Annotated in this window: 25 protein-coding genes; 11 read left to right on the top strand and 14 right to left on the bottom strand. The window is 63.1% G+C overall.

What is annotated here, in order from left to right:
- Positions 1–345: 345 nt before the first annotated feature.
- Entirely contained in the window at positions 346–1,086 is a 741-nt protein-coding gene (locus FRAAU_RS01050; protein ID WP_014401714.1) for a FadR/GntR family transcriptional regulator, read from the bottom strand.
- Positions 1,087–1,345: 259 nt separating this feature from the next.
- Here FRAAU_RS01050 and FRAAU_RS01045 point away from each other — a divergent pair, with 259 nt between their 5' ends.
- Together FRAAU_RS01045 and FRAAU_RS01040 are read left to right on the top strand one after the other, a co-directional pair.
- Entirely contained in the window at positions 1,346–2,794 is a 1,449-nt protein-coding gene (locus tag FRAAU_RS01045) for a carbohydrate porin (protein WP_014401713.1), read from the top strand.
- Between the two features lie 205 nt (positions 2,795–2,999).
- Complete coding sequence (locus tag FRAAU_RS01040) at positions 3,000–3,983, top strand: ferritin-like domain-containing protein (RefSeq protein ID WP_245546421.1); 984 nt, start codon at positions 3,000–3,002, stop codon at positions 3,981–3,983.
- Positions 3,984–4,089: 106 nt separating this feature from the next.
- Here the strand turns inward: FRAAU_RS01040 and FRAAU_RS01035 are convergent, their stop codons facing one another.
- A complete protein-coding gene (locus tag FRAAU_RS01035) occupies positions 4,090–6,795 on the bottom strand; it encodes a M16 family metallopeptidase (protein WP_014401711.1) in 2,706 nt (901 codons plus the stop codon).
- 238 nt (positions 6,796–7,033) lie between these two features.
- Here FRAAU_RS01035 and FRAAU_RS01030 point away from each other — a divergent pair, with 238 nt between their 5' ends.
- Both FRAAU_RS01030 and FRAAU_RS01025 read left to right on the top strand, forming a co-directional pair.
- Entirely contained in the window at positions 7,034–7,477 is a 444-nt protein-coding gene (locus FRAAU_RS01030; RefSeq protein WP_014401710.1) for a DUF3224 domain-containing protein, read from the top strand.
- A 583-nt stretch (positions 7,478–8,060) separates the two neighbouring features.
- Entirely contained in the window at positions 8,061–8,783 is a 723-nt protein-coding gene (locus tag FRAAU_RS01025) for a pirin family protein (RefSeq protein WP_014401709.1), read from the top strand.
- A 35-nt stretch (positions 8,784–8,818) separates the two neighbouring features.
- Here the strand turns inward: FRAAU_RS01025 and hpaR are convergent, their stop codons facing one another.
- Complete coding sequence (gene hpaR, locus FRAAU_RS01020) at positions 8,819–9,289, bottom strand: homoprotocatechuate degradation operon regulator HpaR (RefSeq protein WP_041270312.1); 471 nt, start codon at positions 9,287–9,289, stop codon at positions 8,819–8,821.
- Between the two features lie 263 nt (positions 9,290–9,552).
- Here hpaR and FRAAU_RS01015 point away from each other — a divergent pair, with 263 nt between their 5' ends.
- Complete coding sequence (locus tag FRAAU_RS01015) at positions 9,553–10,824, top strand: PhoPQ-activated pathogenicity-related family protein (protein WP_014401707.1); 1,272 nt, start codon at positions 9,553–9,555, stop codon at positions 10,822–10,824.
- 407 nt (positions 10,825–11,231) lie between these two features.
- Here the strand turns inward: FRAAU_RS01015 and FRAAU_RS01010 are convergent, their stop codons facing one another.
- From FRAAU_RS01010 to queD, 10 genes are all read right to left on the bottom strand, one after another.
- Complete coding sequence (locus FRAAU_RS01010; RefSeq protein WP_014401706.1) at positions 11,232–11,657, bottom strand: F0F1 ATP synthase subunit epsilon; 426 nt, start codon at positions 11,655–11,657, stop codon at positions 11,232–11,234.
- Between the two features lie 37 nt (positions 11,658–11,694).
- The gene (atpD, locus tag FRAAU_RS01005; protein WP_014401705.1) at positions 11,695–13,107 is read right to left on the bottom strand and encodes a F0F1 ATP synthase subunit beta; all 1,413 of its coding nucleotides are present in this window, start codon (positions 13,105–13,107) and stop codon (positions 11,695–11,697) included.
- 81 nt (positions 13,108–13,188) lie between these two features.
- Positions 13,189–14,079 carry a F0F1 ATP synthase subunit gamma gene (gene atpG, locus FRAAU_RS01000; protein WP_014401704.1) on the bottom strand — a complete coding sequence of 297 codons (891 nt, stop codon included), beginning with the start codon at positions 14,077–14,079 and terminating at the stop codon, positions 13,189–13,191.
- 74 nt (positions 14,080–14,153) lie between these two features.
- A complete protein-coding gene (gene atpA / locus FRAAU_RS00995; RefSeq protein ID WP_014401703.1) occupies positions 14,154–15,704 on the bottom strand; it encodes a F0F1 ATP synthase subunit alpha in 1,551 nt (516 codons plus the stop codon).
- A gap of 59 nt (positions 15,705–15,763) precedes the next feature.
- Positions 15,764–16,297, bottom strand: coding sequence for a F0F1 ATP synthase subunit delta (locus FRAAU_RS00990; protein ID WP_014401702.1), 534 nt, complete (start codon positions 16,295–16,297; stop codon positions 15,764–15,766).
- 2 nt (positions 16,298–16,299) lie between these two features.
- A complete protein-coding gene (locus FRAAU_RS00985) occupies positions 16,300–16,773 on the bottom strand; it encodes a F0F1 ATP synthase subunit B (protein ID WP_014401701.1) in 474 nt (157 codons plus the stop codon).
- An 81-nt stretch (positions 16,774–16,854) separates the two neighbouring features.
- Entirely contained in the window at positions 16,855–17,127 is a 273-nt protein-coding gene (gene atpE / locus FRAAU_RS00980) for a F0F1 ATP synthase subunit C (protein WP_014401700.1), read from the bottom strand.
- A 55-nt stretch (positions 17,128–17,182) separates the two neighbouring features.
- Positions 17,183–17,983 carry a F0F1 ATP synthase subunit A gene (atpB, locus tag FRAAU_RS00975; RefSeq protein WP_014401699.1) on the bottom strand — a complete coding sequence of 267 codons (801 nt, stop codon included), beginning with the start codon at positions 17,981–17,983 and terminating at the stop codon, positions 17,183–17,185.
- Positions 17,984–17,985: 2 nt separating this feature from the next.
- The gene (locus FRAAU_RS00970) at positions 17,986–18,300 is read right to left on the bottom strand and encodes a hypothetical protein (protein WP_245546420.1); all 315 of its coding nucleotides are present in this window, start codon (positions 18,298–18,300) and stop codon (positions 17,986–17,988) included.
- A gap of 301 nt (positions 18,301–18,601) precedes the next feature.
- The gene (gene queD, locus FRAAU_RS00965) at positions 18,602–18,985 is read right to left on the bottom strand and encodes a 6-carboxytetrahydropterin synthase QueD (protein ID WP_014401697.1); all 384 of its coding nucleotides are present in this window, start codon (positions 18,983–18,985) and stop codon (positions 18,602–18,604) included.
- 201 nt (positions 18,986–19,186) lie between these two features.
- On the opposite strand from queD, the gene ubiA reads away from it, so the two are divergent.
- The gene (gene ubiA / locus FRAAU_RS00960) at positions 19,187–20,131 is read left to right on the top strand and encodes a 4-hydroxybenzoate octaprenyltransferase (protein WP_014401696.1); all 945 of its coding nucleotides are present in this window, start codon (positions 19,187–19,189) and stop codon (positions 20,129–20,131) included.
- A gap of 94 nt (positions 20,132–20,225) precedes the next feature.
- Here the strand turns inward: ubiA and FRAAU_RS00955 are convergent, their stop codons facing one another.
- Complete coding sequence (locus FRAAU_RS00955) at positions 20,226–21,170, bottom strand: helix-turn-helix transcriptional regulator (protein WP_014401695.1); 945 nt, start codon at positions 21,168–21,170, stop codon at positions 20,226–20,228.
- 590 nt (positions 21,171–21,760) lie between these two features.
- Between FRAAU_RS00955 and FRAAU_RS17065 the strand changes: the two genes are divergently transcribed.
- The 5 genes from FRAAU_RS17065 to cpaB all read left to right on the top strand — a co-directional run bounded on the left by FRAAU_RS17065 (position 21,761) and on the right by cpaB (position 24,393).
- Positions 21,761–21,967 carry a hypothetical protein gene (locus tag FRAAU_RS17065; RefSeq protein ID WP_156803293.1) on the top strand — a complete coding sequence of 69 codons (207 nt, stop codon included), beginning with the start codon at positions 21,761–21,763 and terminating at the stop codon, positions 21,965–21,967.
- Positions 21,968–22,013: 46 nt separating this feature from the next.
- A complete protein-coding gene (locus FRAAU_RS00950; RefSeq protein ID WP_014401694.1) occupies positions 22,014–22,199 on the top strand; it encodes a Flp family type IVb pilin in 186 nt (61 codons plus the stop codon).
- A gap of 126 nt (positions 22,200–22,325) precedes the next feature.
- Complete coding sequence (locus tag FRAAU_RS00945) at positions 22,326–22,820, top strand: A24 family peptidase (protein WP_014401693.1); 495 nt, start codon at positions 22,326–22,328, stop codon at positions 22,818–22,820.
- Positions 22,817–23,353, top strand: a complete 537-nt coding sequence (locus FRAAU_RS17365) for a TadE/TadG family type IV pilus assembly protein (RefSeq protein WP_014401692.1) — start codon at positions 22,817–22,819, stop codon at positions 23,351–23,353. Before FRAAU_RS00945 ends, FRAAU_RS17365 begins: the two co-directional genes overlap by 4 nt.
- 14 nt (positions 23,354–23,367) lie before the next feature.
- Positions 23,368–24,393 carry a Flp pilus assembly protein CpaB gene (gene cpaB, locus FRAAU_RS00935; RefSeq protein ID WP_014401691.1) on the top strand — a complete coding sequence of 342 codons (1,026 nt, stop codon included), beginning with the start codon at positions 23,368–23,370 and terminating at the stop codon, positions 24,391–24,393.
- Positions 24,394–24,408 lie beyond the last annotated feature (15 nt).

The following is a 24,408-nucleotide window of genomic DNA, read 5'->3' as shown; positions in this document are numbered from 1 at the left end:
AAGCAGGCATCGCTGCGATTCCGGCCGAAACCGGATTCCGTGGCCTGTCAGGAGGGGTATGTCGTCACCGGAGCCTGAGTCGCGGCTCCGACCTTGTCGGTACAGATCCCGGAGGAGCATCGGACCGCGGCACAGGCATCACGGCACGCCGTCATCACCTGCTCCGCCGACCATCGAGCTGATCCTCCAGCCTCCAGTCCCGGCATGACCCACCCTGACATGTCATGGACCGGAGCCGGCCTGCGCCGGATACACGACCGCAACGACATCATCAGATATTGTCATCATATGACTGGGGCAAGATACCACAGCCCTCGGCGGTGTGCATGCCGAAATGTTTCCGGCTCAGCTTTCGCGGCGCTCGATTTCGCTGCGGACCGATTGCAGGCGGGCCACCGATTGCGCCAGATGGTGGCGCATGGCCTCGCATGCCGCCGCCTTGTCGCGAACCCGGATCGCATCCAGGATGGCCTGATGCTCGATCAGCACCTGCTCCAGAAATCCCGAACTGGAGCGCGGCAGATGCTTTTCGGTATTGCTGCGGGTACGCGGTATCGCCGCCTGGCCCAACCGCCCCAGCATCTCGCGGATAAAGCGGTTGCCGGTAGCATCGGCAATCGCCTCGTGGAAATGGATGTCAGGATCGACCGTGTCCATCTCCGGAGTGTTCACGGCAGCACGGAAGGCGCGCATGGCGGCCTCGATGGCCAGCAACTGCTCGTCACTGCGGCGCTGAGCCGCCATGCCGGCCGCCTCCACTTCCAGGCCGACCCGGGCCTCCAGCACGGCCAGCACGTCCAGCAGGGTCGAGGGCACGATGACCTGCCCGCCCAGCTCGAACTCGCGCTCGCGTGGCGCCAGCACAAAAGTACCCACGCCATGGCGGGTATCGACCCGGTTGCGGGCCTTGAGTCGTGACAAGGCCTCGCGAATCACGGTCCGACTGACATTGAAATCGGCAATCATTTCCGGCTCGGTCGGCAGGCGGCTGCCGACCGGATAACGACCGGCATTGATCCGCTCCATCAGTTCATCCACCACTACATCGGACAGGCTTCTGGATCGGCCACGCAGTCGTTCCGTCATAAGTGTTCCCTGCTGTTACTTCACGGACATCGTTTTGAGCATAACTCATTCACGGAGCGGAAGTTTCAAGCCTGTGACGGTCTGCTCGAGGCACCTCAATGATAGGTGCCAATTTGCCGCGGCGACATAATGTCATATGATGTCCAACCAGAAGGGGTGTGCCTGCGGCTGATGGACAGCCGGTCCCGTCAGGTCGGCCATGGCTGACCGATGCCGCGCACCTGCACTTATTCCACCCCACCATTCGAATTTCAGGCTTATGCACATCAAGCATTTCGTTCGGGCTTGCACCGGCCTCGCCGGCGCCACCACCTTCTTGCTCGCTGCCTCGGCGGCGGCCCAGGCCCAAAGCCTGAACCAGACCACCACCCAAGGCGCCAGCCAGGGCCAGACGGCCACCACCGCCGACCATGGTCCTTCCGCACCGACACCCAAGAGCCACCAGCATCATTACCAACGCGGTCCTCAGCAAAAGCCGGCCCCCGCCTATACCGGCAAAGCTTCGCGCAAGTACCTGACCGGTGACTGGGGCGGCCTGCGCAGCCGGCTGCTGGACAAGGGCATCGCCCTGGGTGCCGACTACCAGTCGGAATCGGCCTTCGGCGGCGGTTATTACGGCAGTGCCTATACCCACCAGATCGCCATCGAGGCCGATTTCGACCTGGCCAGACTGTGGCACTGGAACGGCTCGAGCTTCCATTTCAAACTCGGCGAGCGCGCCGGTCATGATCTGGGTTTGTCGCGACTCGGTACCATCGTCCAGGTCCAGGAAATCTACGGTGTCGGCCAGGACGTCCGTCTGTACGCCATGAACTACGAATACACTTCGCCGAACAAGGGTTTCGACCTGATGGCCGGTCGCGTCACCATCGGCAACCAGTACGGCCACCAGTCGCAGCTCTGCCAGTTCCAGAGTCTGGTGTTCTGCGGCCATCCGCTGACCTTGTCGATGGACAGCGGATGGATCAATTCACCTAAAGCCACCTGGGGTGTCCGCGCCAGACTGGCGACACCGCTGGTCTATGGCGAATTCGGCGTCTATACGGTCGATCCCACCTACAATCGTGCCAGCCGAGGCTTCATGCTGAGCTTTGCCGGCACCACCGGAGTGATTCTGCCGCTCGAAGTAGGCATCACCCCCGGCGTGGCCGACAATCACTATCCTGGCCACTATTTCGTCGGTGCCTACTATGACACCTCCAGCGCCAAAGACGTCTATTCCAATATGGCCGGCCTGCCGAGGGCGGTATATGGCGGCAAAGCCAGACTGAGCAACAGCCGAACCGGCTGGTATGTCTATACCGATCAGGTCGTCTGGCAACCCGCCAGCAATCCGGATCGCCAGCTCAGCGTGTTCGCCGACATGTCCGAGGGCGACCGTGCCACCGCCAAGTACAGCCAGGCCTGGATGACCGGTGTCGAGATGCAGGGCCCGTTCGAAAGCCGCCCCCAGGACGTGGCATCGATCGGCGTCGGCAAGCTCACCGTCAACCCCCGCCAGCAGCAGTTCGAACAGCAGAGCCTGCCCCTCGACGATGCAGGCATGCCGGTGCAGACCTTCGAGAAACAATATGAAGTCAACTATTCGCTTTGGCTGCGGCGCTGGCTGATGATCCGGCCCGGCGTGGAATATATCGATCGTCCGGGCGGCCTGATCCAGCGTCCCGGCATCTGGCTGGGCAATCTGACCTTGAAAGTCGTCTTCTGACACGACGGAGATGCCGGCTGACCCAGCGAGGTCTGATCAAGCCACTGTGACACTGTACCTTCCAGTACAGTATATCGGGAGGCTATAATCGCTCAGCGATTGCAGCGGTCAGCCGGCCCCCGCCGGTCTGTGTGCTTCCCGGCTCCACTCTTCTGCGTTCGCACCTCAACGCCCCAACGCATTGGAAGTTGTTTATATGGATCACATGGTGGATGTATTCGACACCGAGGCGATGGTGCCCGGTTTCACCGCGCCGGTGCTGCCCTCGGGGCCTTTCGACCCTGCTGCGGTCGAGGCAGCGGACAAGGTTTCGCGCTATTGGACCAGTGATACGCCCGGTCCCTTCAAGATAGGCTCGGAAACCCACAAGCATGAGCTCTGCCGGATGTTCCGCGAAACTTTCAATCCCTACCGCCCTTCGGTGCTGGAGTGGCCGAAACTGGCACCCGAGGAGCTGGCGCGCATCACCGCCCTGCCGATCTGGGACATCGCCGTGGAAACCGAGGGCAAGGCCCGGCTGCGGATGGCCGCCTATGCCAAGACCGTGGCCGACAAAGACATGCGGCTGGCACTGGCGCTGAATGCCTGGGAAGAAAACCGGCACAAGGAAGTCCTGTCCAAGATGGTGACCCATTACGGGATTCCGTTGGTCAAGGAGCCGCCCTACATCTATCCCACCGACGCCGAATGGGCCTATATGGTCACCGGCTACAGCGAGTGCATCGACAGTTTCTTTGCCTTCGGCCTGTTCAAGGTGGCCCAGCGCTCGGGCCTGTTCCCGCAAGAGCTGATCGATACGTTCGAGCCGGTGATGCAGGAAGAATGCCGACATATCCTGCTGTTCGCCAACTGGGTCGCCTGGCATCGCAAGAACATGCCGTGGTGGCGTCGCATCGGCTTCGAGTTCAAGGTTTTCCGCGTCTACTGTTTCCTGGGCTGGGAGCGCATCGGTCTGGCCCGTTCACTGGACGGCGACGGCAACGAGCGTACCCAGGACAACAATTTCACCGTCAACGGCGCTCAGTCCATGACGGCCGATGACCTGTCGCTGCCCGAGCTGCTGCAGCTGTGCCTGGACGAGGACGAGCATCGCTTCTCCGGCTATGACAAGCGCCTGCTGCGGCCGACCACGGCACCGACCCTGGCCCGTTTCGCGCTGAAGTTCATGAAGAAGAAAAAGAAGGCCTGAATCCCGGCCGCTCTTGGCCCCGCTGCAACGACAAGGCCCGGAACCGTCATGGTCCCGGGCCTTGTCGCATTCGCGGGCACCGCCGACCGGCGGCACCCACGCCGGCTCAGTGCTTGACCGGATCAGGTCCCTGCACCACCTGGGTCAGATGCTGCGGCAGGATATAGCGCTTGAAGGCGGCCTGGACCTGAGGCGCTGTCAGGCTCAGATAATGCCGCGCGGCCACCATCGGCTGATCCAGCGGCTCGCCGTTGTAACTCCAGCGCAGCAGCGAAGAACCGATGCTGCGGAAACTGGAAACGCTGAGCGGAATCGAACGGATCTGGGCCTGTCGGGCATTTTCCAGCTCATGCGCTTCGACCGGCGTGGATCGCATCTTTTCCAGATTCTGGCGTACCAGAGCGTCCACCGGACCGACCTTGGACGGGTCACTGCCATAGGTGACATAGAAGATGCTGCGGCTCTTCTGGATCTGCAGGCCCGAGTCGGCACCGTAGGCATAGCCGTGGCGGACCCGGATATCGGTCATCAGCCTCGAGGCAAAACCATTGCCGCCCAATACCTCATTGCCCAGCTGCAGGGCATAGCGATCAGGATTGGCCAGATTCATCTGCAGGGACTGGGCCAGGAACACCGTGTCCTGCGCCGCATAGGGATTGGCAATCAAGGTGAAACCGGCCGGATTGACCGGTACCGGCCTGGGTGTGACCTCGGGCTTGGGTCCCTTGGCCTGCCACTGGCCGAAGTATTGACCGACCGCCTTGGCGGCCGAGGCCGGGCTGACGTCCCCCACCACCACGATGGTGGTCAGATCCGGGCGGAAGGTCTGCGCGTGATAGGCCTTGACATCATCCAGCTTGAGCGACGACACGGTGGCCGGCGTCGCCTCGCGCAGACCGGGATCACCTGCCGGCAGCAAGCCCTTCCACAGGGCATGCATCGTCTTGTAGTTCGGCGACTGCATCGCGCCGGCCAGTTCGCGGGCCAGACTCTGCTGCTGGACCTGGAAGGCCGATTCGGGCATCGCCGGATGCAGCACATTGTCGGCCAGCAGTTGCAGGCCCTTGTCAAAGCCTTCGCTGGGTACCTCCAGACTGAAATCGGCGCCGCCACGCTCCTGTGCCGCCAAGGCATCCAGCGCCTTGTGGAAGGCCTCGCGGTCCAGGCCGGTGGTGCCATAGTCGAACATGCCGTTCAGCACCCGGCCGACGCCGTCCTTGCCAACCGGCTCCTGCAGGTGCTCATCGCCATCGATATGACCGAATACCGACACGGTCTTGCTGATGGTCTCGGGCTGCACGATCAGAGTGATGCCATTGGGCAGTACGGTTCGCGTCGGTGCCAGGGTCCAGTGCGGCATCGACAGCTGGCCCAGTGAACGGGCCGCCCACTCCGGCAGCGGACCGTCCAGCTTGTTGTCGCCACCGAAGGATTCCGAACCGCCGAAGCCGCTGCTGTCGGGCGGGCGCTTGCCGTTCGGATCAGGCGTCAGCACCACGGTATAGCGCTGGTCAGGTTGCAGCCATTCCCTGGCGACGCGATTGACGTCATCGACGGTCACCGCATGGATGAGGTCGCTGGCCTCGTCCGGCGACTTCAGACCCTGCCAGGCCAGCGCCTGCGACCAGGCACTGGCAAGGGTGACCGCGCTGGTCTTGTTGAATTCCTTCTGTGCCAGTTCGGAACGCTTGGCGGCCTCCACCAGCTCGGGAGAAACCCCGTTCTTCAATACCTCGGCCAGCACCCCGTCCATATCGGCGCGGGCCTGAACCGGATCGGCTCCCTTGGCGAAGTCCACCTCGACCAGGCCGATGCCGGCCTCGGTAAAGGGCTGCAGCTGGGCGCCGGCCGCCAGCACCTTGCCCTGGGCCGCCAAGGCCGAGAGCGAGCTGCGTGGATTGTTCAGTACATCCAGCAGAACCTGAAAGGCCGCCGCATCCTTGGACTTCAGCCCCGGCGCGCGAAACAGCGCCTGGATCGAGCCGGTGCCCTGCGGGGTGGTGCTCTGCACGGTCCGGGCTTTGAATGGCTGCAACTTCAGCGGTGCCCGCTGCGGCAGGGCCTGCTTCGGGATCGTCCCGAACAGTTGCTTGATCTTGCCCAGGGTCGTCTGCGGATCAACATCGCCGACAACCACCAGGATCGCGTTGTTGGGCGCATACCAAGTCTTGTGGAAGTCACGAAGCAGGCTGGCTTTGGTCGCGTCGAAGGTCGGCCGGGAACCCAGAGCGTCATTCTCGTAACCCGTGCCCTTGAACAGGCTGGCCTCGGCTTTCTGGAAAGCCAGATAATCCGGACTGGAAATATCCCGCGACACTTCCTGCTCGATCGCGCCGCGCTCGGCGGCCCAGTCCTTGTCGGTCACCAGCAGGCCCTGCATGCGAGTGGCTTCGATATGCAGCAGGATATCGAGATAGGCCGCCGGCGCCACGAAGTAGTACTGGGTGGCATCATTGGTGGTGAAGGCATTGTTCTGTGCCCCCATCTTGCCCGTCATCTGATTGAGCTGGGCACCGGTCATGCCGGCACTGTCGCGGAACATCATGTGCTCCAACGCGTGCGCCGAACCCGGAAAGCCGGCGGGCGCCTGATAACTGCCCACCTGATAGGTGATCTGGGTGGTCACCGTCGGTGCCAGCGGGTCATGCACGATCACCACCCGCAGACCGTTGTCCAGGGTCGTCTGCAGCGTCGAGCTGGCAGGGGCATGCACGGCGGACGCCGGCGCGGTTTCGGCCATGGCAAGGCCGCTCACCGCGGACAGGCCCAACAGGACCCCGCAAGCCAAGGGTTTCAGGCGACGAACATCCATATTGCAGCTCCCGGTTCAAGGCAAGAATGGTCTTCCGAGCATAGGCCGGCCGGTTCATGGCGGCCATGGCCCAAAAGACCTATTCAGGAACAGCCGCTCCGCACGTCGTGGGCCTGACGCCGGTTCGCGCTGGAGCGGCAAACTCGTTAAGCTTCGGGTCCAGTTTGCACCGGACCGGTGCCTGTCCGCGCCGAGGCGCGACGGCGTCGGTCGACACCCCCACTATCGAATCGCCGCCATGACCACCGATGCCACCTGCACCTTCCAACTGACCGGATGGGATGAAACCACTTATCGTGACATCGGCCAGGGCGCCAAGCTCACCCATGCCAAGGTCACCCAGACCTATGCCGGCAAGATCGAAGGCAGCGGCTGCACCGACTATCTGCTGTCCTACACGGTCCAGGGGACAGCCAGCTTCGTCGGTCTGGAACAGATCACCGGCCGGGTCGAAGGACGCCAGGGCAGTTTCGTGATCCAGCACAGCGGTGCCTTTACCGAGGGCGGGGCCACCAGCCGCTGGGAAGTGGTCGCCGGATCAGGCACCGGCGAACTGAGCCAGCTGACCGGCAGTGGCCGCTACCAGGCAAGCCATGGCCAGCCTGCCGAAGTGGTGTTCGATTGCCATTTCGGCAGCGAACCCAGCAGCAAAGACCGGCTTGCCGGAACGCCCGGGCATTGAAATCGACGCGGGTCTGACGCACTCCCTGCAGCCAGCTCGGCGGGCCGCCATGCGATTCGCGTGAAACACGCACAGGTACGGCCACCCGGCTCCGATGCTGAGCGGCCGCCTGAGTCGCTACGCCCAGCTTCCCGGGAAGCCACGACGAAAAGCCGACCGTCTTCCGCGCCGCGGCACCCAGGGTGCACCTGCCACGATATCGACCCGCATCGTCGGTGCCGGCACCCGACGGCCGAGGCAGGCTGAGACGACAAGCCATCCGCTGCCCCGGACATGGCCGCCCGACCAAGACCCGGGCTTGGTGCCCCCTCGCCCGTCCAGAACCGGTTTTCTGCAGATATTTCCTGATGCATCGGCCCTCGCTTGACGGCTCTTGGCCAGCAGACGATATCCATCAGTCCAGGCCGACGCCTCTCGAACACGCTTTTCCCAATTTATTGTTGTTAAAAACGACACAATGTGGTGATGAGCCGGGTATTCAAGGCATGGATAAGGGACAGTAAACTGAGCCCATCGCCGGACATACCGCCCGGCCCGGCCACGGCAAGAGCCTTTCTTGCCATCGGGACCCCAGGAGGTCGCCATGTTCCAGATCACTCAAGCCCATACCCGCGGTGTCGCCGAGCACGGCTGGTTGTCGTCGCGTCACACCTTTTCTTTTGGTCACTACTACAACCCCCAGCAGATCGGTTTTTCTGACCTGCGCGTCATCAATGACGACCGGGTGATCCCGGGTCAGGGTTTCGGCCAGCATCCGCATCGCGATATGGAAATCTTTTCCTATGTGCTGGAAGGCCAGCTTGAGCACAAGGACTCGATGGGCACCGGTTCGGTGATCACCCCGGGCGATGTGCAGATCATGAGTGCCGGCCGCGGCGTGACCCACAGTGAATTCAATCCCTCGGCCAGGGAGCGGGTGCATTTTCTGCAGATCTGGATCATGCCCGATACCTTGCAGGCCGAACCCCGTTATCAGCAGCGCAACTTCAGCGCCGCCGAGAAGCGTGGCCGGCTGGCCCTGGTGCTGTCCCCTGACGGGGCCGAAGGCTCGCTGCTGATCCGCCAGGACACCCGGGTCCATGCCGGACTGCTGGACGGCGATGAGTCATTCACGTTCACCGTGAAGCCGGACCGCTATGCCTATGTCCATGTCGCCAGCGGCAAGCTGAAACTGAACGGGCAGCCGCTGCAGGCCGGTGACGGGGTACGGGTTCGCGAGGCCGGAGAACTGAAGTTCGAGGCCGGCGAGAATGCCGAAGTCCTGGTGTTCGACCTCCGTCCGCAGGAATTGCCGGCCATGGGCTGAACTTGTCACGTCGTGGTGGCACTGATTCCGCCGCTTCACCCGGCCTGGCCTCGGTCGGCATCGCCGGGATGGTCCAGACGCGCATTGACGGCCTCCAGCGTCTGGACCAGGCTGGCAATCAAGGGCTCGCCCAGTCGTGATTCCAGTTGCCGATAGGCCTCGTTGATCCGCGGCACGATGGTCTCGGCCAGGGCCTGGCCACGGTCGGTGAGGCGGATAAGACGGCGCCTGTGGTCATGGCCCATCTTGTGCCGCTTGACCAGCTCCTGCTGTTCCATCCGGCCGAGAATGCCGGTCAGGCTGGGACTGGAAATGCTGCAGAGGCTGACCAGCTGATAGGGTTCGATGGGACCGGTGTCCAGCATGATGCGGATGATTCGCCATTGCTGTTCGGTAAGCCCCTGTTCGGCAACGATCGCGCGAAAAGGGGCCACCACATGCTCGCGTGTCCGTTGCAGCAACAGCGGCAGATTGCGATAGGCCAGACGTGATGGGGCACTTGCCATACGGAACTCCACGAAGCAGGGGGGCACCCACTCGCGACGGGTGCCGTCAAACCTCGGCCCGACCGTGATATCCATCAGCCGTGGCCATGGCGCAGCGGCATCTTACGAAGATCCAGACCAGCTGACAGCCGACAAATAGCGAAGCCAGCAAATACTTCTGTTTCACGATGACTTCGCCCGTCACCGATACCTCCCGGCGCAAAGCAGGCTAGACTGATGACTTCGGGCACGGCACCGCCAGCCCCTGGGTCGGGGCCTGCAGGATGCCATCGGCGATCAGCCGCTATATCGAAGCCTTGCGGACCCGACCACTGATGTTCCGGCCACTGGATCAGCCGGCCCTCGCCGGTGCGACATTGCATCGCTACCTGCTGCAATCCCAGGTCTGGCCCTGCGGAGAAGCCTCCCGCGCCTGGCAACACCAGATCGACATCGTCCGGCCCTGCAACCACCGCCCCGGCCCCGTGCTGGTGCTGGCCAACAACCGCTCACCCTATCCCCATCCGGAGTGTGCCGATCCCCGCGCGGCCGAGGTCGATTTCGATGCGCCCAGCATCAGCGCCCTGGCGAGAGATGACGGCTGCACCGTGATTTCGGTGGCCCAGATTCCCAACCAGCCCCTATGGCTGCCGGGAGCCTCTCAGCCGCTGAGCGAGGACGATCTGGTCGCTGCCAGCTGGCAAACCTTCATGCAGGCCCCCGGCCATGATCCACGGCTGCCCCTGCAGGTGCCGATGACGGCCGCCGTGATCCGCGCCATCGATCTGTGGCGACAGCTCCAGCCCGAGGTGACGGCTGGCATCGTGGTCGCGGGGATGTCGAAACGGGCTGGTGCCGCCTGGCTGACCGCCATGCATGATCCTCGCGTGGTGGCACTCGCCTCGCTGGGTCTGGATATCCATTTCCAGGCCGTGCTGGCGCATATCCGGCAGGTCTTCGCCGGCGAGTGGCCGACGGCGCTGGCGCCATATGTACAGGCCGGCATCACCGAAGTCTTCCAGACTCCGGCCTTCAGTCAGCTGATGCGTATCATCGATCCCTGGGCACAGCGCCATACCCCCGAGGGGGCTCGCCTGCAGCTGCCCAAACTCATCGTCAATGCCAGCGGCGATGATTTCTTTCCACCTGACTCGCCCGGCCTGTATATACGGGACCTGCCCACGAACCCCGGCCTGCTGACCCTGCCGAACTGCGATCATGCCGGCATCCGTCGGCATGTCGTCGACAGCTTGTTGCCCTTTGTCCGCCGGATCCGCCATGGCCGCCCGCTGCCCGCGACCGATGTCGATGCCGCCCCGCTGGTGGCATCGACGGAAACACCACTGCAACGAATCCGCTGGCAGGCCTGCAATCCTCGAGCCAGAGACTTTCGCTTCAGTCAGGGGGTTCGCTACCACGGCAGTCTGCTGGACCCGGCACGACCTGCCGGGCCGGAACCCGTTGCCGCCTCCGGCTGGCATGCCGAATACGAAACCTTCCACTATGCAGATGGCCTGCAGCTCAGCACACCGGTACAGGTAAGGCATCGGCCCTGAATCCTTGATCCTGACCGCCGCTGCCGCACTGCAGCGTCTCCTGCCGCAATGCAACTTGACCGCCGGCAAGGAGGGGAGCAACTTGCCCAAGGCGGGCTCGGCAGACCGGTTTCGGTACACCGCAGCCCTCCACCTCCGGGGAGAGGGGAGCCTGGCCGGTGACGGCCAGGCTGTTTTTGCGGCATGCGGCCTGCCATGGCCGGCTTCCCGCTGGCCAAGGAATCATCGTGACGAGATCCGTCCCAAACGGCCAGGCCCACCAGCCCGGTCCGAAGAGAACATCTGCCGCCCTGTTTGGCTCTCCCGGCGGCGGCAAGGGCCGCTTGCCACCGATGGCATACGAAAAACCCCGCACCAGGGCGGGGTTTTTCGCAGGCCATGCACCGCACGGCAAGGGATGGACTATCTCAGTGCTTGAGGTAGTCGCGCATCCGCGCCAGCGCCTGCAGCTGGGCCAGTGACTCGGCCAGCTGCTGCTGGGCGGCGCTGACATCCAGTTCCGGGCCGGCCTCGGCCAGAGCCGCCTCGGCGTCCTTGCGGGCCTTCTGTGCAGCAGCCTCGTCCAGGTCGGCCGCACGCAGACCGGTGTCGGCCAGCACGCTGACCACCTGCGGCTGCACTTCCAGGATACCGCCGGAGACATAGAACTGCTGACGCTTGCCGTCAGCCTGTTCCACTTCGACGTAGCCGGGCTTCAGGCGGGTGATCAGCGGAGCGTGGCGGGGCGTGATGCCCAGCTCGCCCATCTCGCCGGTGGCCACCACCAGGGTCGCCTCGCCAGAGAAAAGGGCCGCTTCGGCACTGACGATATCGATACGAAGGGTGGTCGTCATCGGTTGGATTCCTGTGCTTGCTCAGTACGCGTGAAGATCAGGCCGCCTTCTTGGCGCCCATCTCCTCACCCTTCGCGATGGCCTCATCGATGGTGCCGACCATGTAGAAGGCCTGCTCCGGCAGGTAATCCACCTCGCCGTCGATGATCATCTTGAAGCCGCGGATGGTTTCCTTCAGCGGCACGTACTTGCCGGGGGCACCGGTGAACACTTCGGCCACATGGAAGGGCTGCGAGAAGAAACGCTCGATCTTGCGGGCGCGGGCCACGGCCTGCTTGTCTTCCTCGGACAGCTCGTCCATGCCCAGGATCGCGATGATGTCCTTCAGCTCCTTGTAGCGCTGCAGGGTACCCTGGACCTGGCGGGCCACATCGTAGTGGTCCTGACCGACGACCAGCGGATCCAGCTGACGGCTGGTGGAAGCCAGCGGATCGACGGCCGGGTAAATGCCCAGCGCGGCGATGTCACGCGACAGGTTCACGGTCGCATCCAGATGGGCGAAGGTGGTCGCCGGAGCCGGATCGGTGAAGTCATCGGCGGGCACGTACACGGCCTGCACCGAGGTGATCGAACCGCTCTTGGTCGAGGTGATGCGCTCCTGCAGCTTGCCCATTTCCGAGGCCAGCATCGGCTGGTAGCCCACGGCGGACGGCAGACGGCCCAGCAGGGCGGACACTTCGGTGCCGGCCAGGGTATAGCGGTAGATGTTGTCGACGAAGAACAGCACGTCCTTGCCCTTGCCCTTCTCGTCCTTCTGGTCGCGGAAGTACTCGGCCATGGTCAGACCGGTCAGGGCGACGCGCAGACGGTTGCCCGGCGGCTCGTTCATCTGGCCGTAGACCATTGCGACCTTGTCCAGGACGTTGGAGTCCTTCATCTCGTGGTAGAAGTCGTTGCCCTCGCGGGTACGCTCGCCCACGCCGGCAAACACGGACAGACCTTCGTGTGCCTTGGCGATATTGTTGATCAGCTCCATCATGTTCACGGTCTTGCCGACGCCGGCGCCGCCGAACAGACCGACCTTGCCGCCCTTGGCGAAGGGGCAGACCAGATCGATGACCTTGATGCCGGTTTCCAGCAGCTCGCTGCTCAGCGCCTGCTCGTCATAGGCCGGGGCTTCGCGATGGATCGCCCACTTGGCGTCGGTCTCGACCGGGCCGGCCTCGTCGATGGGCGTACCCAGCACGTCCATGATGCGGCCCAGGGTCTTGTCACCGACCGGCACGCTGATGGGCGCGCCGGTATTGGTCACGGCCAGACCGCGCTTGAGGCCGTCGGTCGAACCGAGGGCGATCGTGCGGACCACGCCGTCACCGATTTCCTGCTGGACTTCCAGCGTGGTCTCGGTACCGTCGATCTTCAGTGCGTCATAAACGCTGGGAAGCTGATCACGCGGAAATTCAACGTCGATGACCGCGCCGATGATCTGTACCACCTTGCCCTGACTCATGGGATGCTCCATTAACTCTGTGTCTGGTTGAGGCGGAAGCCCATGCCGCCGGACCGCTCCGGCGCAAAGACTCCCTGCCACTTAGATCGCGGCGGCGCCGCCGGCGATTTCCGAAATTTCCTGGGTGATCGCCGCCTGACGTGCCTTGTTGTAAGACAGGGTCAGGGTGTTGATCACCTTCTTTGCATTGTCCGAAGCGGCCTTCATGGCGACCATCCGGGCCGCGTGCTCGCTGGCCAGATTTTCCACCACGCCCTGATAGACCAGGGATTCCACGTAACGGGTCAGCACATGCTCAAGCACCGCCTCGGGATCCGGTTCGTAGATATAGTCCCAGTCGTGGGCCGGCAGCTCTTCGGCGTAGTCCTGCTCGTCCTTGGCCACCGCGGTGGACAGCGGCAGCAGACCTTCGGTCACCGGCTTCTGCATCATCGCGTTGTGGAAATGGTTGTAGGCGACCCAGACCCGATCCAACCGACCCTCGGTGTAACCGTCCAGCAGCAGCTTGATCACGCCGACCAGGCTTTCCAGCTTGGGCTTGTCGCCCAGATGGGTGATCGAGCCGATCAGCTTCACGCCCTTCAGGCGACGGAAGAAACTGACAGCCTTCTGCCCGACAGCCACTACCTCGACTTCGACGCCTTTGGCCTGCCATTCGCGAATCTCGGCCAGCAGCCGACGGAACAGGTTGGCATTCAGACCGCCGCACAAGCCACGGTCGGAAGACACCGCCAGATAGGCGACACGCTTGACCTGGTCACGGTCCTGCAGAAAGGGATGGCTGACCTCGGTGTTGGCCTTGGCGATATGCGCGATCAGACGCCGCATCACCCGGGCATACGGCCGCGAGGCGTTCATCTGCTCCTGGGCTTTGCGAACCTTGGAGGCAGACACCATCTGCAGCGCACCGGTGACCTTGCGCATGTTCTGCGTGCTTTTGATTTTGCTGCGGATTTCCCGTGCGCCTGCCATGATCACTCACTCACTAAATCGTGCAATTTTGAAGAAGAGAGGCCGGAACCGGCCGGCCTCACCTTGGCGGCTGCTTACCAGCTGCCGGTCTTCTTGTATTCGGCAATGGCCGACTTGAAGGTCGCTTCGATATCACCGTCCCAGGCACCGCTGGCGTTGATCTTGGCGGCCAGCTCGGCGTGCTGGTCCTTGAAGAAGGCATGCAGGCCCTTTTCGAAGGCAACGACCTTGGCCACCGGCACATCGTCCAGGTAACCCTTGTCGGCGGCGTACAGCGACAGACCGATCTCGGCGATGGTCAGCGGGGCATACTGGCCCTGCTTCATCAGCTCGGTCACGCGCTGGCCGCGATCCAGCTGCTTGCGGGTGACGGCATCCAGATCCGAAGCGAACTGGGCGAAGGCCGCCAGTTCACGGTACTGGGCCAGAGCCAGCTTCACGCCGCCCGACAGCTTCTTGACGATCTTGGTCTGAGCGGCACCACCGACGCGCGACACCGAGATGCCGGCGTTCATGGCCGGACGGATGCCGGCATTGAACAGGTCGGTTTCCAGGAAGATCTGGCCGTCGGTGATCGAGATCACGTTGGTCGGCACGAAGGCCGAAACGTCGCCACCCTGGGTTTCGATGATGGGCAGCGCGGTCAGCGAACCGGTCTTGCCCTTCACTTCGCCGTTGGTGAACTTTTCCACGTATTCCGGCGACACGCGGGCTGCGCGTTCCAGCAGACGGGAGTGGAGATAGAACACGTCGCCCGGATAGGCTTCGCGGCCCGGAGGACGCTTCAGCAGCAGGGAGATTTCGCGATAGGCCACGGCCTGCTTGGACAGATCGTCATAGACGATCAGCGCGTCCTGACCGCGGTCGCGGAAGAATTCACCCATCGCGCAACCGGCATAAGGCGCCAGGTACTGCAGGGCCGGGGATTCGGAAGCCGAAGCCACCACCACGGTGGTGTAGGCCAGGGCACCGGATTCTTCCAGCTTGCGGACCACGCCGGCGACCGAGGAGCGCTTCTGGCCGATCGCCACGTAGACGCACTTGATGCCCGAATCCTTCTGCGCCAGGATCGCGTCGATGGCCATCGCGGTCTTGCCGGTCTGGCGATCGCCGATGATCAGCTCGCGCTGGCCGCGGCCGACCGGAATCATCGAGTCGACGGACTTGTAGCCGGTCTGCAGCGGCTCGTCGACCGACTGGCGCCAGTACACGCCGGGGGCGATGCGCTCGACTTCCGAGGTATAGGGGGTGTTGATTTCGCCCTTGCCGTCGATCGGATTGCCCAACGCGTCGACGACGCGACCCAGCAGGGCATCGCCGACCGGCACTTCCAGGATGCGACCGGTGGTCTTGGCCACGTCGCCTTCGCGCAGATGACCGTACTGACCCAGCACCACGGCGCCGACGGAGTCGCGCTCCAGGTTCAGGGCCAGAGCAAAGGTGCTGCCCGGCAGCTCGATCATTTCGCCCTGCAGGACGTCAGCCAGGCCATGGATGCGAACGATGCCATCGGCGACGCTGATGATGGTGCCTTCGTTGCGTGCTTCCGCACCCAGCTTGAAATGCTCGATGCGGGACTTGATCAGCTCGCTGATTTCGGACGGATTGAGTGTGGAACTGGCCATGTGCTTATCCTCGGGGCGCGTTACGGATCACCGTCGCGCGCAGGTTTCTATTCTTTGGGTCAATGCGTGAGAGTGCTGCTCAGCCGAGCCAGCCGGCCGCGAACCGATCCATCGATGACATCGCCGTCCGCATCGATGATCGCGCCGCCGATCAGGGCCGGATCGATCTTGATATCCAGATCGATCTTGCGCTGAAAGCGTCGCGCCAGCGACTCGGACAGCCGCTCGACCTGATCCGTCTCCAGGGCGACCGCCGAGGTGACCTTGACCAGCAGACGCGACTGCGATTCACGCCAGTCGCGGTCATACAGCTCGGAGACCTGCGGCAGCAGGGCCAGCCGGCCTTCTTCGGCCAGCGCCCCCAGAAAGCGGCCGAACGCCGAATCGGCGCCCTCGCCTTCCGGCAGGTACAAGGCCAGCCGGGAAGCCATGCTCAGCCGGGGGTCGCCGTTCAAAGCGGCCACTTCGGGCTGCGCCGCGACCAGGGCCGCAAACTGCAGGGACTGGGACCAGGGCGCCAGGCTGCCGTCGGCCTGGGCCAGCTCGAAAGCGGCACGGGCATACGGCCGGGCGAGGGTGATGGGATCAGCCATGCTCAGAGCTCGGTTGCCAGTTGCTCGATCAGGGCGCGATGAGCGGCCGGATCGATTTCGCGCTGCACGATCTTCTGGGCAGCCTGCAAGGCCAGCGAACCCACCTGGCTACGCAGTTCATCACGTGCCTTCTGGGCCATCTGGGCAATTTCGTCTTCGGCCGAGGCCTTCAGACGATCGATTTCCTTCACGGCCTGGTCGCGAGCCTGTTCCAGCACTTCGTTGGCCTGACGCTGGGCACGATCGATGATCTCGCCAGCCTGCTTGCGGGCCTGACGGATTTCGGTTTCGACCTTGGCATCAGCCGCCTTCAGCTCGGCCTTGGCCTGATCAGCCGCAGCCAGACCGGCTGCAATCTTCTTCTGGCGTTCTTCAATCGCTGCCGTCAGGTTTGGCCAGATGAACTTGACGCAAAACCAGATCAGGATGGCGAAGGCGATCATTTCGCCTATCAGTGTGGTCAAGTTAATTGACATCGCGCTTTACCTGCACCTTTCGTGAGACCAAACGGCGCGGACCCGGAATCGCCGGCGCCGCACCATTGGACCGCAAGTCAATCAATGACCGGAGACGGCCGACAGCAGCGGGTTGGCAACGGCGAAGTACATCGCCAGGGCCACGCCGATCAGGAAGGCGGCGTCGATCAGACCGGCCAGCAGGAACATGCGGCTCTGCAGCAGGGGAATCAGCTCGGGCTGGCGGGCACCGGACTCAAGGAACTTCGAGCCCATGATGCCGAGGCCCAGACAGGCACCCAGGGCACCCAAGCCGATGATGACGCCGATACCCAGCGCGGTGTAGGACTGAATGAGGGCGATGAACTGCTCCATGAGGTGTCTCCTGAGAAAAAATTGAGTGGAAGCGGAATTTGAAAAACAGTGACTTTTAGTGCGATTCCTGGGCCATGGAGATGTACACCACGGTCAGGACAGTAAAGATGTACGCCTGCAGGGCCACGATCAGGAGATGGAAGATCCCCCACGCGGCATAACCGACCACACCCAGGCCAGAGAGCAGCCAGCTGCCGGCGCTGAACAGACCGGCCAGCAGCATGAAGACCAGCTCGCCAGCGTACATGTTGCCGAACAACCGCATCGCGAGGCTGACCGGCTTGGCAATCAGTTCGACCAGGTTCAGCACCAGATTGAAGGGCGCGAACAACGGGCCGAAGGGTGCGGTGAACAGTTCCTTGATGAAACCGCCCATGCCCTTGGCCTTCAGGCTGAAGGCCAGCACCAGGATCAGCACCGTCAGCGACATCGCGAAAGTCAGCGAAATGTCGGCGGTGGGCACCGCACGGAAATGCTCGACGCCGAACTTCGAAGCGATCCAGGGCACCAGATCCACCGGCAGCAGATCCATCGCGTTCATCAGCAGCACCCACATGAACACCGTCAGAGCCAGCGGCCCCAGAAAGCGGCGATCACCATGGAACACGTCCTTGACCTGGCCATCGACGAATTCGAGCGCGATCTCGACCAGGGCCTGACCCTTGCCGGGCACGCCCGAAGTCGCCTTGCGTGCCGCCAGCCAGAACCACAGGCAGAACACCACGCCCAGCACCAGCGAAACGCCGATCGAGTCGATGTGCCAGGCGCCTGACCCGGCAGCCTGACCCGGCGGGGTCAGAAAGGTCAGATGGTGCTGGATGTATTCGGTCAAACCGCCCTGGGGCTCACTTGCCATGCTCAACTCACTTGCATTCTGAATGCCAGCCAGTTCGCCGCACAGGCGGCGACCAGCCCCGACAGAGCTGCCGCGGAGGGCAGTCTGCATGTAATTACGATGACGAGGAAGCTGCCAAGGATCACGATCCACTTAAGCAGCAAACCCACCACCCATTGCCCAAAACTTCCACCGAGGTTGCGCAGACTGCCCAGAGCGCGCCAGGCCATCAGCGCCGTCCCCAGTGCCACGGCCACGGCAGCCGATGTCGCCGCTGCAGCCTCGCGCGGCCCCTTGACCAGCCACCAGGCCAGTCCGAGCACGCAGGCGATCAACAATTGTATCCCTACCATCCGACCGGCCAAACGGCGTCCGGCATGCAATGGATTCACCACACCCGACTCCCTTCAGGCCACCCTGTTCCGGGGCCGCATGCGCTGCGTTGCCTGATCGCTTCAGGTCTGAGACGAAAAAGTATACCAGTCGGCCATTTACAGCGACAAGTCGCTTGTGCGCAAGGTTTGCGGCTGCGGGCCTTGCAACACCACCGAACAGGCGCGGTTTCCAGCCGCCGGCATGTTGTCACAGGCGGCGCGGAGGTGCGCAGCGGCGTCCGGCCGCAAGTTCATGCGGACAAGGTCAGGCGCCGACCTGCTCGGCCAGATAATCCTTGCGCCGGTAGCTGGCTCCCGAAGTGCAGGTCTCGTGCACCACCACCTGATCCAGTCCCGGTACCCGCGGCAGGGTCTTGTGGTAGATCCAGCGGGCCAGGATCTCGCTGGTCGGATTGTCCAGGCCTTCGATATCATTCAGATAATGATGGTCCAGCTGATCGTAGATCGGCGCGAAGGCCTGCTTCAGATCCCCGAAGTCCATGACCCAGCCGGTATCCTCGCCGATCGGGCCGGCGACATGCAGTTCGATGCGGAAAGAGTGTCCATGCAGACGCGAACACTTGTGCCCGGCCGGAACCTTGGGCAGGTGGTGAGCCGCCTCGATAGTGAAGATCTTGAAAATGTGCATGCCGGATATTCTAACGGCAAGTCACGGTTTCGGCGCGATTTTGTGGCCACTCGTGGTCCCCCTCCGCCTCCTGCGTCGTCGCCGTCCTGGATTCGGGCATGACTCGGCACCTGCCGCAACTCCAGTTAGACTGCTTCGATGGCCTCCTCCCGCTCCCGTCAAACTCAAGGCTCCACGCCGCCCCCCCGAACCGCCGTCCCGATGCAGCCGGCCGATACCTCGGCGCGAGCCGGCCGTACGCTGGAATGGCTGCTGCAGTGGCTGCCCGCCGGCATGCAAGTCAAGCTCAGGGACTATCTGGTCCTGACCCGCATGGATCGGCCGATCGGCGCCCTGCTGCTGCTGTGGCCGACCTGGTGGGCCCTGTGGCTGGCCGCCGGCGATTTCCCGCCATGGAAGCCACTGCTGATCTTCACTGCCGGGGTGTTCACGATGCGGGCGGCCGGCTGCGCGATCAATGATTTCGCCGACCGCAAGCTCGATCCCCAGGTCGCCCGGACCGCCGGCCGCCCCATCGCCAGCGGCCGGGTTCGCCCTCGCGAAGCCGTATGGATCTTTTTCGGACTGCTGCTGCTCTCTTTTCTGCTGGTGCTGCTGACCAACCGGACCACGATCTGGCTGTCGCTGGGCGGAGCCGCGCTGGCGGCGATCTACCCGTTCTGCAAACGCCATACCCATCTGCCCCAGGTGGTGCTCGGCGCCGCTTTCGGATGGTCCATTCCGATGGCCTTCAGCGCCGTCACCGGCCATGTGCCAGCTCTGGGCTGGCTGCTGTTTCTGGCCAATGTGCTGTGGTCGGTGATCTATGACACCCAGTATGCCCTGGTCGATCGCGAAGATGATCTGCGTGCGGGCAACAAATCCACCGCCATCCTGTTCGGTGACGGCATCCGCGCCGCCCTCGGCCTGCTGATCATCATCTTCCTGGCCGCCATGTTCCTGCTCGGCATGCGCGCCGGGCTGGCATGGCCTTACTGGCTGGCGCTGGCCGGCAGCGCCGGCCTGTTCGGCCACCAGCAGCGGCTGCTGGCCCGTGGCCCGGACAGCATCGGCCTGGTCGCCTTCCGCAACAACAACTGGGTCGGACTGCTGATCTGGCTGGGCATCGTGCTCGCCGTCGCGATCCGGCCGCTGGCCGCGTTCTGAATCGCTGCGGCTCCCGTTCGCTCAGACCCGCCGCCCCTCTTGCCGCCGCCGCGGGAAAACCATGCCGCCCGGGTACTTTGCGAGTACCAGCTTCTTATGCGCCATCTCCAGACAAGGTCGCACGCGGGAGTTCGCCGAAAATCCGCCGGTAATGATCCGCAAAGCGGGAGAGGTCCCACAGACCGTAGCTCAGAGCCACCGACTTGACCGACTGCCTCGACATGTCTGCACGTGCAAGACTGCGATAGGCCATGCACAGGCGCATCATCGCCAGATAACGGTTGGGCGACACGCCCACCATATGCTCGAACACATTGCGCAGCGTACGCTCGCTGACTCCGCCGGCCTCGCACATCTCGTGCAGATAGATCTCCTTGCGCAATCGGCTGCGCATGAAGTGCTCTACGCGTTGCAAGACAAGATAATGCGTGCGCTGGCTGCGGGAATTCGGCATCCGGTCATCGGGGTGCAGCGATTGGGCCTCCTGCAGATGTGTCTGTATCACCTCACGCAGCAAGGCCTCGTCCGCAACCGGTCGGGCTCCTGCCAACGCGTTCTCGACGCCCGCCTCCAGCTCCCCGGCCAGGCTTTGATAGAGCTGCAGCAATCCTGCCGGCGAGGCCGCCGTGCCGATGCTGAAGTGCGCGGCGCAGACATCCCAGCCAGCGGTCTCTCCCCCTCCGGTCGCCAAAAGCGGTCGAATCCAGTCCTGCCGCACCACGATGAACAGCAGACGACTCCCTGCGCCCAACATGAACTCACTGGTGCCTCGTGGCCTGACCAATACGGCGCTGTGTCGAGCGAAGGCTTGCCCGTGACACCAGCTCTGCGCCCCCGTCTGATCGACATGCACCAACAGGCAGACGTCATCGGGCAGCACAAAACGGCCCCGAACCGCACAGTCCAGCTGAAGCAGGCCTGCGCGAGCATGCACATGTTCGCTGAGCCGCAGACTCAAACGCGGAGAGTCCGGACTCAAAAGGACGGCGTCGATCTCGCACACCCCGAGGGCCGTGCTGAACTGTCGGAAGCCGGGCATCAATGACCGCTCCTGTCGTCAGGCGCGACGATCATCGGGACCAGGCAGACAAGCGTCTTGCGACAAGTCAGCCGTCTCCTCCCTGTCAGCCACGCTTCGAGCCAGAAGCCGTTCACCGCGAGGCGTCCCGGCCGGAGCCCGTTTCCATCGATGGACCCTGCAGGCACGGAATATCTCCATGAGTCACGATAAAAACCGGAAGTCCGCCTGAGGCCCGACAGCCGGTGACCGTTCGATTGGATCGCGGCCCTGTCGGCAGCTTGATTGCCCGGCATGCCTTGCTGATGGCCGGCCGGGACAGATGCACTGCACGGCATTATCACCGAACAAGCATCCGCATAAAAAATCGACATCCTGGAGCAACCAGGATCCAGAATGAAAAATGATGATCCCTGGTTCGCAAGGATTCACCACAAGCTTTCAAACAGACTGTTTTCATTACAAAATTTATTCATATCGATGTACTTGCAGACACACAAGACACGATCAAATCCATATCGCAATCCTATATACAAGACAACCGGACCGGACGTCAAGTCATGGAAGACGAGCACATACGACTGACAAGAAACCAACAGCAAGGTAGATAATTGACCGTATGGATCGATCCAAAAGAGACTGACACAAAAATTACCCTGCTTTCAATGGCGCAACTCGTTCATACGGCCTCAACCTTATATTTGCCGAATTTGCGCATTCAGCACTTCGACAATGAACTTAATATGGAAAACGCAGCGCCGCCCGGCTTCATGCCCTCGGCCCGCAGCGTATCCCCCATGGAAAGTCTTCCGGCATGAAGCCAGACACCAAACACCTCATTCACTGTGCGCCAAGGGAGTATCCATGTACGCCATCAAACGTTTTCTGGCCGATGAGCAAGGTGCTACCGCCATCGAGTACGGCATTCTTGCCGCGTTGATCGCCACCGCGCTGGGCGCCATCTTTTATCCCGCCCTCAAAACCATGTACACGGAACTTTTCGACAAGATGAGCAACAACGTGAAGGCGGCGGCGGCCAACTCAGGCTGATTGATACCAAGAGCCGCTGGTCTAAGTCATTGAACAACCGCTTGTCACTCAAGCGGTTCAAGACCTTGTTCGCGCCATGCATATCAACTGATCCAAAGCGCAACCGCCGTCGCTACCGGGGGAAATATGCAAGATGCCCAGCCTTGGCTCGCGATGTGGGCCAGCCTGTGTGTGATCGTCTCCGACGGCTGCTGGCGACGGGTGTCGAACCGGCTGCTGCTGGCGACGTTGACGATCAGCGTCATGCTTGGCGTGCTGGCCCTCGCCTTTGGCTCGCCCGCCCATTGCATCACGCACCTCTTGGGCTTTTGCCTGGGTGGCGGAATCTTGCTGCCCTTTTATGCCATCGGCTGGATGGGCGCTGGCGACGTCAAGTTCCTCGCCGTGATCGGATTTGTGCTGGGCTGGCAGGCGCTGCTGCCGATCTGGATCTTCGGCAGCATGTTGCTGGGCCTGTGCGCCGCGGCGCATCTGCTGCAGCCGCGTCTGGCAGAAACCACCGGCCTGCGGATCAGACCGCTGCGACCGGGCCTGCCTTATGCAGCCTGTCTCGGAATTGCCACCATCGCTGTCTGCCTGTTTTCTCGCATCATGATTCCTCTCGGCATGGGGGCCGGATGAGCCAGGCCGCAACCATTCAGGACGGACTGATATTCCGCGGGAGGCGACGGCGGCAGCAAGGCCTGGTCGCGGTGGAATTCGCCCTGTTGTGGATCGGCGGGGTGCTTCCGCTGCTGCTGCTGGCCACCGTGGCAGTTTCGCTGTTCTCCATCAAGCAGACCTTGACCCTGGCGGCGGAAAACGGAGCGCGCGCCATGCTGAGCTATCAACCCAGCATGGAGGCCCGTCGCCAATACGCATGCAATGTCGCCCAGCAGGCAACGCAATGGCTGCAGAACTACGCCGGCATCGGCGATGTCTGCCAGAACACCGCCAGTACGGCTGGAACGACCACGGGCATCGCGGTCAGCCAGCCCTTTGCATGCCCTTACAAGACCAGTTCGACCGGCACATCTTTTTACTGCGTCACCGTCACGGCCAGATACAACTATGCAAAAAATCCATTCTTTCCCGGCACGGCCAGCCTCTACGGCTGGATAGTCTCCGACAGCATCAGCTCCACCGCGACGGTACAGCTGGATGCAGGAATCTGAGCCACTGGACAACCATGCAGCAAGCCACCCGGATTCTCGCCATTCTGTTTGCCCTGCTGGCCGTGCTGCTGGCCGTGATCGCTTTTGCCCTGCATCGTCGATCACCGTCCGCCGCCCTTCCGCCGCCAGCCGCCAGCCCCCACGTGGCCGCTGCCCCGGCCGCCGGAGTGCCTGTCGTCTATGCGAAACAACGGCTGCCTGCAGATCAGCCCATTGATCCCGCCCTGCTGGCGGTGAAGCTGAGCTCCCGAGCACCGATCGGCAGCTACCATGCCATCAAGGAACTGGATCAATCCGTACCCTTGATCGATTTGCCGGCCGGCAGCATCCCCCGTGCCGATGTCATCCAGCACGGCATCTCGTTGGCCCTGAAAACCGGTGAGCGTGCCATTGCCGTGCCCATTGACGAGCTGGCCTCGGCCGGCGACCGGATCGTGGCCGGCAGTGAAGTCGACGTCTTTGCCAGCTACAGACCGACATCGGCCCCCGGGGACAGCATGAAGCTGCCAGGCCAAGATGCCACTTGGAACCGGTTGCTGCTTTCCAGGATCCGGGTGCTGGCCGTGGGTTCGCATGATCTGCCCCGTCTGGAACCGGCCTCCGCGACTACGACAACAATGCCCGGGGGCAGCGGCCAACGGCTTGCATCCGCGTCGCCGGGCGCCGGCGAAAGCGCTTCGCAAGCAGCTGCCCGCACCGCCGTGCTGGCGATACCGGTAGAGCTGGTCAGCCGGCTGCTGCTGGCCAGCCAGAACGGCAAACTGGTGCTGGCCTTGCGCAACCCGCTGGACAGCGGCCAGCCCGATCCGGACCTGTTCCCTGCTCCGACGAGTGCCCTGGCAGCACGATCCCGGCTGTCGCCGACCCGGCGGGCCTTGCTGGCCACGCCCGAGAACACCGCCTTCGCCGGTACCGACCTGCGCGCGATCTCGGGTGCAGCCGTCTTGCCGGCACCTCCAATGGACAGGCCTCGGCCTGCGGCAAGCGGCATCGAGGTGATCCGCGGCAGCCTCCCTCCTTCTCGCTCCCCGGCTCAATGACAAGGCAGCCTCTAC

Source organism: Frateuria aurantia DSM 6220 (assembly GCF_000242255.2).
Lineage (GTDB): Bacteria > Pseudomonadota > Gammaproteobacteria > Xanthomonadales > Rhodanobacteraceae > Frateuria > Frateuria aurantia.
Note: the sequence above shows the minus strand (reverse complement) of the source record. Positions and strands in the feature narration are given on the sequence as shown.